This is a genomic window from Streptomyces sp. NPDC059247, assembly GCF_042754005.1.
Lineage (GTDB): Bacteria > Actinomycetota > Actinomycetes > Streptomycetales > Streptomycetaceae > Streptomyces.
This window is the reverse complement of record NZ_JBHYZW010000002.1, coordinates 460,955-473,853: the sequence shown is the minus strand read 5'-3', so window position 1 is coordinate 473,853 and position 12,899 is coordinate 460,955. Positions and strand designations below refer to the sequence as shown.

13 protein-coding genes are annotated in these 12,899 nt (G+C 72.9%); 4 read left to right on the top strand and 9 right to left on the bottom strand.

Translation table 11 applies throughout. From position 1 onward, the window contains the following. Positions 1-74: 74 nt before the first annotated feature. The 3 genes from ACFXGN_RS06080 to ACFXGN_RS06070 all read right to left on the bottom strand — a co-directional run bounded on the left by ACFXGN_RS06080 (position 75) and on the right by ACFXGN_RS06070 (position 2,919). Positions 75-1,784, bottom strand: coding sequence for a spermidine synthase (locus tag ACFXGN_RS06080; protein ID WP_384854540.1), 1,710 nt, complete (start codon positions 1,782-1,784; stop codon positions 75-77). Positions 1,785-1,880: 96 nt separating this feature from the next. Further along, on the bottom strand, positions 1,881-2,399 hold the full coding sequence (locus tag ACFXGN_RS06075; RefSeq protein WP_384854042.1) for a DUF2617 family protein: 519 nt from the start codon (positions 2,397-2,399) through the stop codon (positions 1,881-1,883). Between the two features lie 265 nt (positions 2,400-2,664). Beyond that, positions 2,665-2,919, bottom strand: coding sequence for a hypothetical protein (locus tag ACFXGN_RS06070; protein ID WP_384854039.1), 255 nt, complete (start codon positions 2,917-2,919; stop codon positions 2,665-2,667). Positions 2,920-3,329: 410 nt separating this feature from the next. Between ACFXGN_RS06070 and ACFXGN_RS06065 the strand changes: the two genes are divergently transcribed. Continuing rightward, a complete protein-coding gene (locus ACFXGN_RS06065; RefSeq protein ID WP_384854037.1) occupies positions 3,330-4,511 on the top strand; it encodes a pyridoxal phosphate-dependent aminotransferase in 1,182 nt (393 codons plus the stop codon). 222 nt (positions 4,512-4,733) lie between these two features. Here the strand turns inward: ACFXGN_RS06065 and ACFXGN_RS06060 are convergent, their stop codons facing one another. Continuing rightward, complete coding sequence (locus ACFXGN_RS06060; protein WP_384854034.1) at positions 4,734-5,264, bottom strand: YbjN domain-containing protein; 531 nt, start codon at positions 5,262-5,264, stop codon at positions 4,734-4,736. A 165-nt stretch (positions 5,265-5,429) separates the two neighbouring features. Next, positions 5,430-8,021, bottom strand: coding sequence for an ATP-dependent chaperone ClpB (gene clpB, locus ACFXGN_RS06055; protein WP_384854032.1), 2,592 nt, complete (start codon positions 8,019-8,021; stop codon positions 5,430-5,432). Positions 8,022-8,141: 120 nt separating this feature from the next. Here clpB and ACFXGN_RS06050 point away from each other — a divergent pair, with 120 nt between their 5' ends. Further along, entirely contained in the window at positions 8,142-8,546 is a 405-nt protein-coding gene (locus ACFXGN_RS06050; protein ID WP_384854029.1) for a pyridoxamine 5'-phosphate oxidase family protein, read from the top strand. A 255-nt stretch (positions 8,547-8,801) separates the two neighbouring features. Here the strand turns inward: ACFXGN_RS06050 and ACFXGN_RS06045 are convergent, their stop codons facing one another. Then, on the bottom strand, positions 8,802-9,122 hold the full coding sequence (locus tag ACFXGN_RS06045; RefSeq protein ID WP_384854026.1) for a (2Fe-2S)-binding protein: 321 nt from the start codon (positions 9,120-9,122) through the stop codon (positions 8,802-8,804). Beyond that, positions 9,119-9,391: a hypothetical protein gene (locus ACFXGN_RS06040; RefSeq protein ID WP_384854024.1), complete on the bottom strand. Its 273-nt coding sequence runs from the start codon at positions 9,389-9,391 to the stop codon at positions 9,119-9,121. The genes ACFXGN_RS06045 and ACFXGN_RS06040 overlap by 4 nt, the downstream gene beginning before the upstream one ends. Positions 9,392-9,519: 128 nt before the next feature. Between ACFXGN_RS06040 and ACFXGN_RS06035 the strand changes: the two genes are divergently transcribed. Both ACFXGN_RS06035 and ACFXGN_RS06030 read left to right on the top strand, forming a co-directional pair. Next, a complete protein-coding gene (locus tag ACFXGN_RS06035; protein ID WP_384854023.1) occupies positions 9,520-10,503 on the top strand; it encodes a helix-turn-helix transcriptional regulator in 984 nt (327 codons plus the stop codon). Positions 10,504-10,623: 120 nt separating this feature from the next. Then, entirely contained in the window at positions 10,624-11,094 is a 471-nt protein-coding gene (locus ACFXGN_RS06030) for a hypothetical protein (protein ID WP_384854021.1), read from the top strand. A 169-nt stretch (positions 11,095-11,263) separates the two neighbouring features. On the opposite strand, the gene ACFXGN_RS06025 is transcribed toward ACFXGN_RS06030, so the two are convergent. Continuing rightward, a complete protein-coding gene (locus ACFXGN_RS06025; RefSeq protein ID WP_384854017.1) occupies positions 11,264-11,707 on the bottom strand; it encodes a heat shock protein transcriptional repressor HspR in 444 nt (147 codons plus the stop codon). A gap of 4 nt (positions 11,708-11,711) precedes the next feature. Continuing rightward, positions 11,712-12,890: a molecular chaperone DnaJ gene (gene dnaJ, locus ACFXGN_RS06020; protein ID WP_384854014.1), complete on the bottom strand. Its 1,179-nt coding sequence runs from the start codon at positions 12,888-12,890 to the stop codon at positions 11,712-11,714. Positions 12,891-12,899: the final 9 nt, after the last annotated feature.

Sequence of the window (12,899 nt, the reverse complement as noted above, 5' to 3'; positions counted from 1 at the left end):
CAGGCGGGGGCGCGGCGTCGCCTGTTCGTCCGTCCGGGACGGCACCGGGACCCGTACGGGTGGTCCGCCGGGCCTCAGCCGCCGTACCGGGGGTGGATCAGGGTGGAGGGCGGCGGCGGGGTGCCCCGGGCCCGTTCGGCGCGGCGCGCGGCGGCGGCCAGACCGCCGGGGCCGAGCGAACGCAGCCGGGGCGCGTCGAGGGCGAGCCCGAGCGGGGGCGGTGGGGCGCCGGGGGGCGCGGGCACGGCGAGCAGGAAGCCCCAGTCGCCGGGCCCCCGGCCGGTGCCGCTGACCCGCTCGGCGCGGTCGGGGCCCGCCGCGAAGCCGGGGGTGCGGCCGGAGGCGCTGTAGGGGCGGGTGGCGAAGCCCGCGGCGCGCAGGGTGGCCTCGACGGTCCAGTAGGTGCGGGGCCGGTCGGTGGCGGACCCGGCGTGCACGACGAAGCGCCCGGACGGGGTGAGCCGCTGGGCCACCAGGCCGTAGAACTCCTCCGAGTACAGCTTGGTGCTGGGGGTGATGCCGGGGTCCGGCAGGTCGGAGACCACCACGTCGTACCGCTCTCGCACCCGGCCCCCGGAGGACCGGAGCCAGTGGAAGGCGTCCGCGTAGACCACCCGGACCCGAGGGTCGCGGAACGCCCGCGCGTTGAGCGCGGACAGCGCCGGGTCCGTACGGGCGAGCCGGACGACCCCCGGGTCGAGCTCGACGACGGTGACGGCCCGGACGTCGGGGTAGCGCAGGACTTCGCGGGCGGCCATCCCGTCGCCGCCGCCGACGATCAGCACCTGGGCGTGCGGGCCGTTCATCGCGGGGTGGACGAGGGCCTCGTGGTAGCGGTACTCGTCCTGTCCCGCGACCCGCAGCCGGCCGTCGAGGAAGAGGTCGGGCGGGCCGTCGGGCGGGCCGGTCACCACCACTTCCTGGAGGTCGGTGTGGACGGCGACCCGCACCCGCTCGCCGTAGACGGCCCGGCGGGCGGCCTGCTCGAAGTCGTCGACGAGGACGGTCGCGGTGGCGAGGACGGCGAGGACGGACAGGTTCACGACGACGAGGAGGGCCCGGGAACGGTTGGTCAGGTCCCGGCGGAAGACCCAGAGGACGAGACCGCCGCCCGCGACCGCGTTGACCGCGCCGGTGACGAGGGCGGCGGTGAGCTGCCCGAGCCAGGGCAGCAGCAGGAAGGGGAAGGCGAGGCCGCCGACCAGCGCGCCGACGTAGTCGGCGGCGAAGAGGTCGGCGACCGTCCCCGCGGCGTCGTCCTGCTCGCCCACGGAGGCCTTGCGCCCGGTACGGCCCGCCCGCCCGGTACGGCCCGCCCGCCCGGCGCGGCCCGGCCGCTCCTCGGAGTGCCCGGCCCGCTGTATCAGCGACATCAGGAGCGGGATCTCGGCACCGATGAGCACCCCGATGGTCAGCGAGAACGCGACCAGCACGTACCGCGATTCGCCGAGCCAGGCGAAGGCCGCGTACAGCACCATCGCGGAGCAGCCGCCGACCAGCGCGAGCGCGGCCTCGACCAGCCCGAAGCCGACGGCGGCACGGCAGCGCAGGCGCTTGGCCAGCAGGGAGCCCACGCCCATGGCGAAGACCATCACGGAGAGCACGACGGACGCCTGCGTGACCGAGTCGCCGATCAAGTAGGAGGCGAGCGCGACCAGTTCCAGCTCGTAGACCAGACCGCAGGCGGCGCAGACGAAGACGACCGCGAGGACCGGGAACCGCACCGCTCCGCGCGGCGGCTCGGGCCGCCGCGCGGGCGCCCGCCGCACCCCCTCGGGTGGCATGGTCACGGTCGGCTCGATCATGACCGTAACGCTACGTCACGACCCGGGTACCCCTTGTCACCCACACGAGTGCATCTGGGGCTCCCGGAGGGCGTATCAGAGCGTGGCGGGCATACGTGCGCCGATCCGGGTCCTGGTCACCACCAACTGCCCTTCCTGCGGGTAGGCGTGCCAGGTCCGCCAGCGGACCTGTCCCTCGTGACGCTGCGCCAGCATCGCCGTGAAGGCGTGCGGGGAGCCGGGGAAGGTCCCCGCGAGTCCATGGGGATGGTCGGCGACGAGGGCGAGCAACTCCTGCGCGCGGCCCGCGAAGGAGCCGTGCGAGAGGGTCTCCACCCGTGCGGCGAATTCGTATTCCCATTCGCCGACGCGCTTGGAGACGCCGAGCGGCAGCGGGGTGCTGCTGCCCGGCATACAGGCGACGGTCTCCGAGCAGTCGCGCCCGTCCTCCTCCAGGAGGACCTGATGGGAGGCGCCGAGCAGCCTCAACTGGAGTTTGGCGCCCGTGAGTTCGAGGTCGAGCATGGCGAGGGCGGGCAGCGGCTCGCGCCCGAGGGCCCAGGCCAGGTCGGCCGCGCGGGTGTCGGTGTAGGAGGTCTTCAGGGTGGTGAGCATGGGTCGGCTCCGCAAACACGGTTTGACGGGTGGGCCGGGGGCGCCCCGGTGAGGGATTCAACGGGAGTGGGGAATCGCCGGCTCGGGTCCACACACGGTCCGAGGGCTGTCTCTGTCAGGAGCGAGAGAACCACGGACGCCGGGCGACTCGCAGCGTTTTTACCCAACTTGCCGTGTTTTCCAACCCCTTCGGGGACCCCACAGTTCAATTGTTCAACCCGGAGGGACCGGCGGCCGACCCGGGAGCCGCTCCCCGGCGCACCGCTCAACTGCCGCCGCCGCAGCCCCCTCCGCCGCAGCTGGAACCGCTGGAACCGCACGAGCTCCCGCCCCCGCCGCACGAACTCGTGCCGCCGCAGGAGCTGCCGCTCCCGCCCCCGCCGTCGGCCCAGTTGGAGCGGCCCGACCGCCCGCGGTACCGCTTCGACCGCCGCAGGGCGCTCTTGCGCCGCCGCTCCCGGACGGTGGAGACCACACCGGCGAGGACCAGGACCCCCATGAGGACGATGAATATTCCCATCGGTACTACCCCCGTTCTTCTGTGCGAGGGGGATGCCCCGTACGGCCCGGCGCCAAAGCCGACTTGAGCGAGTCCAGAGCTTCGGCAGCGCAGGGAGGGACGGAACGGGACGGACCCGACACCCGGGAAGGGACGGACCGGGACGGAACCGGCACGGAGCCGACACCCGACACCCAGCACCCGGCACCCGGCACCCGGCACCCGGCACCCGGCACACCGGACCCGGGGAGGGACGGACCGGCGCGCGCGGGGAGGGACCGCCCGGACACCCGCGCCGCACCCGGGGAGGCACCCGCCCGGACGCCCGCGCCGGAGCGGTCCCTCCCGGCCCGGCTCGGGGCGGTCCGTCCCGGCGCGCCCCGGCGCCCCGCCGGAGCCGTACTTGAGCGATCCCGGAGCCTGGCCCCAGGATGTCCGTCATGACACGACCGCTGCTCAACCGCCGCCTCGCCGAGTTCGGGACGACGATCTTCGCCGAGATGTCCGCGCTCGCCGTCAGGACCGGGTCGATCAACCTCGGTCAGGGCTTTCCCGACACCGACGGCCCGGAGGAGGTCCGGGAGGCCGCGGTCCGCGCGCTGCGGGACGGCCGGGGCAACCAGTACCCGCCCGGCCCCGGCGTCCCCGAGCTGCGCGCGGCCGTCGCCGACCACCAGCGGGACCGGTACGGCCTCGCGTACGACCCGGACACCGAGGTGCTCGTCACGGCGGGCGCCACCGAGGCCATCGCGGCGGCGCTCCTCGCCCTGGTCGAGCCGGGCGACGAAGTGATCGCCCTGGAGCCGTACTACGACTCGTACGCCGCCTGCATCGCCATGGCGGGCGGGACCAGGGTCCCGGTGACCCTCCGCCCCCACGAGGGCGCCTACGTCCTCGACCTCGACGAACTGCGGGCCGCCGTCACCGACCGGACCCGGCTGATCCTGCTCAACACCCCGCACAATCCGACCGGTACCGTCCTCGGCCGGGCCGAACTGACCGCCCTCGCCGAACTCGCGGTGGAGCGGGACCTGCTCGTCGTCGCCGACGAGGTCTACGAGCACCTGGTCTTCGAGGGCGCCACCCACATCCCGGTCGCCACCCTGCCGGGGATGCGGGAGCGGACCCTCACCATCGGCTCGGCGGGCAAGACGTTCTCGTTCACCGGCTGGAAGGTCGGCTGGGCCACCGGCGGCCGGGAACTCGTGGCCGCCGTGCGCTCCGCCAAGCAGTTCCTGACGTACGTCTCCTCCGGGCCCTTCCAGTACGCGATCGCCGAGGCCCTGCGGCTGCCGGCCGCCTACTTCGACGGGCTCCGCGCGGACCTCGCCGCCAAGCGGGACCTGCTGAGCGAGGGCCTGGCCGCCGCCGGTTTCGAGGTCTACCGCCCGGAGGGCACCTACTTCGTCACCACCGACATCCGCCCGCTCGGCACCGACGACGGCTTCGCCTTCTGCCGGGCACTGCCCGAACGCGCCGGGGTCGTCGCCATCCCCAACGCCGTCTTCTACGACGACCGCGAGGCGGGCGCCCCCTTCGTCCGCTTCGCCTTCTGCAAGAAGACCGAGGTCCTGGAGGAGGCCGTCGCACGGCTCAAGCGGCTCTCCGGCTGAGCGGCGCGCCGGGGCCGGGGTCCCGGCCGGACAGGCATCCCGGGCCGGGCGGGCGCGCTGGACCGGGCGGGGCGCTCCGGGCGGGCGGGCTGCCCTTCGTACGACGGAAGCCCGGTCGGAGTCGTGCCCTGGTGGGCGCGGCTCCGGCCGGGCTCGGTGTCCGCCCGGGGGCGGACGGCGTCCTCGGGACCGCGCGGACGGCGGGCCCGAGGGCGAGGGGGATCAGGCCTCGTCGTCGGAGGACTTCTCCTCCGGGGTCTCCAGACCGAACTGCTCGACGACCCACTTGTCGAACTCGATGGAGGCGCGGACCCAGCTGACCGTGGAGGACACGAAGTGCTCCAGGGCGACGCCGGTGCCGATCAGCATCTGCGCCTCACCGATCAGGCGGAGGGTGGCGGAGCCGTCCTCCTCCTCGTGCAGGTGGGTGTAGACCTTCGGCCACAGGGTGCGGCGGTTCCAGTCGTCGATCGCGTCGAGGATCTTGACGCGGTCGTCGGCCGAGTGGGGACGGTCGTAGAACGTCCGCACCGAGAAGACCTGCTGCTCGTCCTCACCGCGGAACATGAAGTACGTGCGGAATTCCTCCCACGGCGCCGCGAGGTCACCCTCGTCGTCGATGACGTACTTCAGCTCCATCTGCTCGAGGAGCTGCTTGACGAGGTCCTGGTCGGGGACGACGGGGCCCGCCGGTCCTGCGGCCTGAGGCTGGGGGCCCCCGAAATTCGGAATCGAGGACGGGTCGATGCTCACCGTGTATTTCCCTTCGTACGGATGCTCGCCATCCTCCCCCATGCCGGGCGGTCCGTGGCAAGCCCCACCCCCCGCGATCCGCTGCGGGCTGACAAGAAGCCGACGTGAACCGGTCGCCCGCACCCGCGCGACCGGTTCACCGCACCCGTCCCCGGGCCCGGACCGCTACCGCGCCGGGCCCACGACCAGGCCGTCCCCCGAGCGGTCCACCAGGACCGTGTCGCCGTCCCGCACCTCGCCCGCGAGGATCTCCCGGGCGAGCCGGTCGCCGATCGCCGTCTGGATGAGGCGGCGCAGCGGCCGGGCCCCGTACGCCGGGTCGTTGCCCTCGTCGGCGAGCCACTCCAGGGCCTCCGGGGTGACCTCCAGGGCGAGGTGCCGGTCGGCCAGCCGCTGGGCGAGCCGGTCGATCTGGAGCCGGGCGATCCGGCCCAGCTCGGCCCGGTCGAGCGCGGAGAAGACCACCAGGTCGTCGAGCCGGTTGAGGAACTCGGGCTTGAAGCTCGCCCGGACGACGTCCAGGACCTGCTGCTTCTTCACGTCCTCCGGGGTGGCCCGGTCCACCAGGAACTGGCTGCCCAGGTTGGACGTGAGGATCAGGATCGTGTTGCGGAAGTCGACCGTACGGCCCTGGCCGTCGGTGAGGCGGCCGTCGTCGAGGACCTGGAGCAGGACGTCGAAGACCTCCGGGTGCGCCTTCTCCACCTCGTCGAGCAGGACGACGCTGTACGGGCGGCGGCGGACCGCCTCCGTGAGCTGGCCGCCCTCCTCGTAGCCGACGTAGCCGGGGGGCGCGCCGACCAGCCGGGCGACGCTGTGCTTCTCGCCGTACTCCGACATGTCGACGCGGACCATGGCCCGCTCGTCGTCGAAGAGGAAGTCGGCGAGCGCCTTCGCCAGCTCGGTCTTGCCGACGCCGGTGGGGCCGAGGAAGAGGAACGAGCCGGTCGGCCGGTCGGGGTCGGCGATGCCCGCGCGGGTCCTGCGCACGGCGTCGGAGACGGCCCGGACGGCCTCGGACTGGCCGATCAGCCGCCTGCCCAGCTCGTCCTCCATCCGGAGCAGCTTCTGCGTCTCGCCCTCCAGGAGGCGCCCGGCGGGGATGCCGGTCCAGGCGCCGACGACGTCCGCGATGTCGTCGGGGCCGACCTCCTCCTTGACCATGGTGTCCTTGGCCGATTCCTGACGTGCCTCGGCCTCGGTGGCCTCCTCCAGCTCCCGTTCCAGGGTCGGGATCTCGCCGTAGAGGAGCTGGGAGGCGGTGTCGAAGTCGCCGTCGCGCTGGGCGCGTTCGGCGCGGCCCCGGAGTTCGTCGAGGCGTTCCTTCAGCTCGCCGACCCGGTTGAGGGACTGCTTCTCCTTCTCCCAGCGGGCGGTGAGGCCCCGCAGTTCCTCCTCTCGGTCGGCGAGGTCGCGCCGGAGCTTGTCCAGGCGCTGCTTGCTCGCCGCGTCGGTCTCGTTCTTGAGGGCCAGCTCCTCCATGCGGAGGCGGTCCACGGAGCGCTGGAGCTCGTCGATCTCGACCGGGGACGAGTCGATCTCCATGCGGAGCCGGGAGGCGGCCTCGTCGACGAGGTCGATGGCCTTGTCGGGGAGGAAGCGGGAGGTGATGTACCGGTCGGACAGGGTCGCGGCGGCCACCAGGGCGGAGTCGTTGATCTGCACCTTGTGGTGGGCCTCGTACCGGCCCTTGAGCCCGCGCAGGATGGCGACGGTGTCCTCGACGGTCGGCTCGGCGACCAGGACCTGCTGGAAGCGGCGCTCCAGGGCGGGGTCCTTCTCGATCCGCTCGCGGTACTCGTCGAGGGTGGTCGCGCCGACCATGCGCAGCTCGCCCCGGGCCAGCATGGGCTTGAGCATGTTGCCCGCGTCCATGGCGGAGTCGCCGCCCGCGCCCGCGCCGACGACCGTGTGCAGCTCGTCGATGAAGGTGATGATCTGGCCGTCGCTCGCCTTGATCTCGGAGAGGACGGTCTTGAGGCGCTCCTCGAACTCGCCCCGGTACTTCGCTCCGGCGACCATCGCGCCGAGGTCGAGCGAGACCAGCCGCTTGTTCCGCAGCGACTCGGGCACGTCGCCCTTCACGATCCGCTGGGCGAGGCCCTCGACGACGGCGGTCTTGCCGACGCCGGGCTCACCGATGAGGACCGGGTTGTTCTTGGTGCGGCGGGACAGCACCTGGACGACGCGCCGGATCTCGTGGTCGCGGCCGATGACCGGGTCGAGCTTGCCCTCGCGCGCGGCGGCCGTGAAGTCCGTGCCGAACTTCTCCAGCGCCTTGTACTGCCCCTCCGGGTCGGGTGTGGTCACCCGGCGTCCTCCCCTGCTCTTCTCGAACGCGTCGAGCAGCTTCGATGCGCTCGCGCCCTGGCCGTCGAGGATCTCACCGGCACGGCCGCCCTTGGCGGCGACCCCGACGAGGAGGTGCTCGGTGGACAGGTAGTCGTCGCCGAGCTCCTTCGCCCGCCGGTCGGCGTCGGCGAGGACGGCGAGGAAGTCGCGGCTGGGCTGCGGGGGCGCCACCGTGGAGCCGGTGACGCTCGGCAGGGCGGCGATGAGCCGCTCGGCGCCGGAGCGGACGGCCGCCTGGTCGGCGTCGACCGCCGCGAGCAGGTCGATGACGTTCTCGTTGTCCTGACCCGTCAGCAGCGCGAGCAGCAGGTGGGCGGGGGTCAGGTCGGCGTGCCCCTCGGACACGGCGCGGCTGCTGGCCGCGTTGATCGCGTCCCGGCTCCGGTTGGTCAGTTCGGCGTCCACGTGCGGTGCTCCTCCTGGGTGTGCGGCGGTCCTCCCTTGATGACTCTTCCAGAGTACACAAAGTTGAGTGAAGTCCGCTCAAGGCGGAGAGGGGGGCTCCGCACCCGGTATTTTCCGGACATGTCCACAGACCCGAGGAACCCCTCCGCCTCGTACCTCAGCTTCTGGCGCGAGAACCACATCTGCACCCTGACGACCCCCCGCCCGGACGGCACCCCGCACGTCGTGGCGGTCGGTGCCACGTACGACCCGGAGAACGGGTACGCGCGGATCATCACCAACAGGAAGAGCCGGAAGGCGGCGAACGTCCTGGCGGCGGGCCCGGACGGCGCACGGGTCGCGGTCTGCCAGGTGGACCGGGCGCGCTGGGCCACCCTGGAGGGCGTCGCGCACCTCCGGACGGACCCGGCGGTGGTCGCGGACGCGGTCGCCCGCTACACGGAGCGGTACGGGCGCGTGCCGACGCCCAACCCGGACCGGGTCGTCGTCGAGATCGCCCTCACCCGGGCGATGGGCCGCGCCTGACACCGGGGGCCACGGGGCCCTTCGATACGGCACCGGCGCCGGAGCCGTACGGGAGGCCCGGCGGCCTGCAGGGGCGGGAGCTGTACGGGATTGTCCGGCGGCCCCGCGCAGGGGCGGGAGCCGTACGGGAGGCCGCTCCGTGCGGGCTCCGGAGCCGTACGGGCGCAGCACAGCGGCGCCATCGCGTTTCAGGTCCGCGATGGCGCCGCTGTGTGGGGGAAGTGCCTGAGCGATCTACAACGACGGGGGAATCGCTCAGGCACTGCGGGGGGTGGCGGTGATGGTCTCGGGTTCGATCAGCTGGTGGTCCCGCTGGTCGAGGTTGACGAAGATCATGCCGTACCGGATGGCACAGCGGATGGGCTGTGGGGCGCCCCGGGGGCGGCGCAGACAGCGGTAGGCGCGGACGTCCTCGTCCTGCCCCCGCGCCACGACGACGGGTTCTCCGAACAGGGTGACCTTCAGCGCGTCACCACGGTGGGGGATGGCCGTGGCGAGGTCGACGAAGTGCCAACCGGACCGGTAGGCCGTGGCCATCTCCCGGCGGAACCTGGGGTCGTCCTGCGGGAGGCTCACGCGCCCGCACCCTTGGGGGCCTTCGGCGCGAACTCCCAGGACGGCTCGGGAACACCGGCGACGACGTGCTCCCGGGGGGCGGACTCCCACGAAGGCTCGTCCGGCCCTGCCCACACCTCGTGTGCCGGGGTGCTCTCCCACGAGGGCTCGTCCGGCCCCGCCACGTGATGCGCCGGGGTGCTCTCCCACGAGGGCTCGCCGACGGCGAGTGCGCCGAGAGCAGCCGCCGCAACGGCTATGGCGCTAAGTGCACGAACCATCCTGGTCATGGCCGATCTCCACCTCTTTTGATCACTACCTCCCCCCCGCGACTAAGACGATGGCTCACTCACGACCCTTTTCACCAGCCAACCCGGGCATCATGTTCCTGTAATTCATGACCCTGAGGGGGGTGCAAATGAGGCGAGAAGGCAACGAGTCCGGCCATAAGCACAGTCACGGTGAACTATGCGACCTGGGCAAGGAGCTCTACGCGAGCGCCCTGCGCACCGGCCGGATAGCCCGTGCCGACGCCGAAGCGGCCCCCTGCCTGAAGGAACTGTCCCTCCTGCACCCGGACCCGGACGACGGCGAATGGCTGCACCCGGTGCCGCCCTCGATCGCCCTCAACCAGTTGGTCCACCCCATCGAACGGGAGATACAGGTCCGGCGGCAGCACGCGATAGCCCTGGCCGACGCTTTCGAGCCGTTCATGGCCATCCACACCCAGGACCCCTCAGGCACCCAGGCCATCACCGTCCTCGAAGGCCTCAGCGTCATCAACGCCACGCTGGACCGCGTCATCGACGAGTGCACCACCGAGCTCCTCACCATCCAGCCCGGCAGCGGTCGCCGCCCCGAGACCCTCGAAGCCGCCCTCCGCAGACTCGCCCCCCTCCTCGACCGGGGTGTCCGGATGCGGACCCTCTACCAGCACACGGCCCGCCACCATCCGGCCACCCTCGCCTACGTCGAGCGGGTCGCCCCCTACGGGCTCGAACTGCGCACCCTGGAAGAGATCGTCGACCGGCTGATCATCGTCGACCGCAAGGTCGCCTTCGTGCCCGCGCGCAGCGACCGACAGGTCGCCCTCGAACTGCGCCACGAGGGCCTCGTCCAGTACCTCGTCGGCGTCTTCGACCAGTTCTGGCTGCACGGCGTCCCCTGGGAGGAAGTGATCCCCTACAGCCCCTCCGTGGACGGCATCGGCGGGGTCCAGCGCTCCATCGCCAAACTCCTCGTCGAGGGCCATGTCGACGAGGCCATCGCCCGTCGCCTCGGCATGAACGTGCGCACCTGCCGCGCCCACATCGCCAAGCTCGCCGCCACCCTCGGCAGCGGCAGCCGGGCCCAGCTCGGCTACCTCATCGCCCAGTCCGGCATCCTCGACCAGGACGCCTGACGGACCGGCCCGTCCCCCGGGGCCGCGCACCCCGCCAACCCCGGCCGCCCGGCCCCGCCCGTACCCCTCACCCCGCACTCCGCACTCCGCACTCCGCGCCGAACGGAACCACCGACCACCGTGTACGTACAGATCGACCTCGACGGGCCCGCCGGGACCCTGAGGGTCTCCGGGTACGGGCTGCCCACCGTGGAGCTCGTACGGGCCCCCGGGACCCGCCCCGACGCCCACACCCCCATCGGCGCCCGCAGGCCCGCGCTGCTCACGCTCACCGTCGACGGGGAACCGGCCGGGATCAGGCCCGCGCGCGGGCGGCTGCTCCGGCACTCCTACCGGGTGGACGCGCGCACCGACGGCGTCCACTACCGGCTGGTGCCCTGCGGGCGCGACACCAGTCGGCTGCTCAGGGACGGACGGCGGCTGGGCACCCTGATCCGCTCCGGCGGCGGCCTGGTCATCGACCGCTGGGAGGGCGCCCCCACCCCCCGCGACCGCGCCGTCGGCACCGCGCTGGCCGTCGCGTTCGGCACGGGGGCGGCCCCGTGGTGGGAGACGGTCGGCGGCATCGCGGCCGAACTCCTCCTCCCGTAGGGGCCGTCGCAGGGTCGCCGCAGGGCCTTTGTCGGGCCGTCGCAGAGCCGCCGGAGGGGCCAACGTGGGGGTCCCGCCCCGCCCCGCCGGGCCCGGAGACGCCGCGAGGCCCCTCCCCGGGTGGGGAAGGGGCCTCGCGGCATCCGGAAAGGGGCTCGCGCCCCCGGTCCTACTCGCTCCGCTTGGGACGCCAGACCACCAGCGCGCTCGTCTGCTGCACGTCCTGGTACGGCACCAGGTCGCGCCGGTACGAGGCGTGCACCTGGGCCTCGCGCTGCCGCATCGCCGCCGCGGCCCCGTCGACGGCCGCCGACAGCTCCGCGATCCGGCTCTGCAACGCCGCGACCTGGTGCTCCAGTTCGATGATCCGCTTGATCCCGGCCAGGTTGATGCCCTCGTCCTGCGACAGCTGCTGCACCTGACGGAGCAGCTCGATGTCACGGGCCGAGTAGCGCCTGCCCCGGCCGGCCGTACGGTCCGGGGAGACCAGACCGAGCCGGTCGTACTGCCGCAGGGTCTGCGGATGCAGACCCGAGAGCTGGGCCGCCACCGAGATGACGTACACCGGCGACTCGTCGGTCAGTTCGTACGGATTGCGTCGGCGTCCGTCCACCGGGTCACGCTCCCTTCGCGGCCTGGAACAGCTCTGCCCGGGGGTCCTCCGAGGCGGTCGCCTCGCGGTAGGTCTCCAGGGCCTCACGTGCCTTGTCGTCCAGTTCCCTCGGCACCGCGACCTCGACCGTCACGAGGAGGTCGCCCCGGGTGCCGTCCTTGCGGACCGCGCCCTTGCCACGGGCGCGCATGGTCCGGCCGTTCGGGGTGCCCGCGGGCAGCTTGAGGGTGACCGGGGGTCCGCCGAGCGTCGGCACCTTGACCTCGCCGCCGAGCGCCGCCTCCGCGAAGGAGACCGGCACGGTCACGGTGAGGTTGTCGTCCTTGCGGCCGAAGACCGGGTGGGCGTCGACGTGCACGACGACGTACAGGTCGCCGTTCTGCCCGCCGCGCTCGCCCGGCGCTCCCTTGCCCCGCAACCGGATCTTCTGGTTGTCGCTCACGCCCGCCGGGATGCGGACCTGCATGGTCCGCGAGGACTTGGCGCGCCCGCTGCCCTTGCAGACCTCGCAGGGGTTCTCCGCGATCAGACCGCGGCCCTTGCAGTCCACGCACGGGTCGGTCAGCGAGAAACCGCCGCCGCTGCCGCGCGAGACCTGCCCGGTGCCGACACAGGTCGGGCAGACCCGGGGGGTGCCGTTCTTGTCGCCGGTGCCGGAGCACGCGGTGCACGGCTGCTGGCTGGACATCCGCAGCGGCACGGTGGCGCCCTCGATGGCCTCGGTGAAGCTGAGCGTCACCTCGGACTCGATGTCCTGGCCCCGCCGGGGCTGGGTGCGGGGACCCGCTCCGCCGCCCCGGTTGAACAGTCCGCCGAAGACGTCCCCGATCCCGCCACCGCCGCCGCCGAAGCCACCGGCCCCGCCCTGGGCGCCCCCGAAGAGGTCGCCCAGGTCGAAGTTGAACGAGCCGCCGCCCCCGGGGCCACCGGCCCGCAGGCCGCCGTTCCCGAAGAGGGCGCGGGCCTCGTCGTACTCCTTGCGCTTCTTGGGGTCGCCGATGACGTCGTTCGCCTCGGAGATCTCCTTGAAGCGCTCCTCGGCCCTGGCGTCGCCCTTGTTGGCGTCCGGGTGGTTCTCGCGGGCGAGCTTCCGGTACGCCTTCTTGATCTCGGCCTCGGTGGCGTCCTTGGGGACGCCGAGGACCTTGTAGTAGTCCTTCTCGACGAAGTCCTTCGTGCTCATCGACGTCCC

Excerpts from the sequence above, each read along its gene's own strand:
- ACFXGN_RS06080 (WP_384854540.1), bottom strand. The coding sequence starts at position 1,784 with ATGCCACCCGAGGGGGTGCGGCGGGCGCCCGCGCGGCGGCCCGAGCCG.
- ACFXGN_RS06065 (WP_384854037.1), top strand. The coding sequence starts at position 3,330 with ATGTCCGTCATGACACGACCGCTGCTCAACCGCCGCCTCGCCGAGTTC.
- ACFXGN_RS06035 (WP_384854023.1), top strand. The coding sequence starts at position 9,520 with ATGAGGCGAGAAGGCAACGAGTCCGGCCATAAGCACAGTCACGGTGAA.
- ACFXGN_RS06070 (WP_384854039.1), bottom strand. The coding sequence starts at position 2,919 with ATGGGAATATTCATCGTCCTCATGGGGGTCCTGGTCCTCGCCGGTGTG.
- dnaJ (WP_384854014.1), bottom strand. The coding sequence starts at position 12,890 with ATGAGCACGAAGGACTTCGTCGAGAAGGACTACTACAAGGTCCTCGGC.
- ACFXGN_RS06075 (WP_384854042.1), bottom strand. The coding sequence starts at position 2,399 with ATGCTCACCACCCTGAAGACCTCCTACACCGACACCCGCGCGGCCGAC.
- ACFXGN_RS06050 (WP_384854029.1), top strand. The coding sequence starts at position 8,142 with ATGTCCACAGACCCGAGGAACCCCTCCGCCTCGTACCTCAGCTTCTGG.
- ACFXGN_RS06040 (WP_384854024.1), bottom strand. The coding sequence starts at position 9,391 with ATGACCAGGATGGTTCGTGCACTTAGCGCCATAGCCGTTGCGGCGGCT.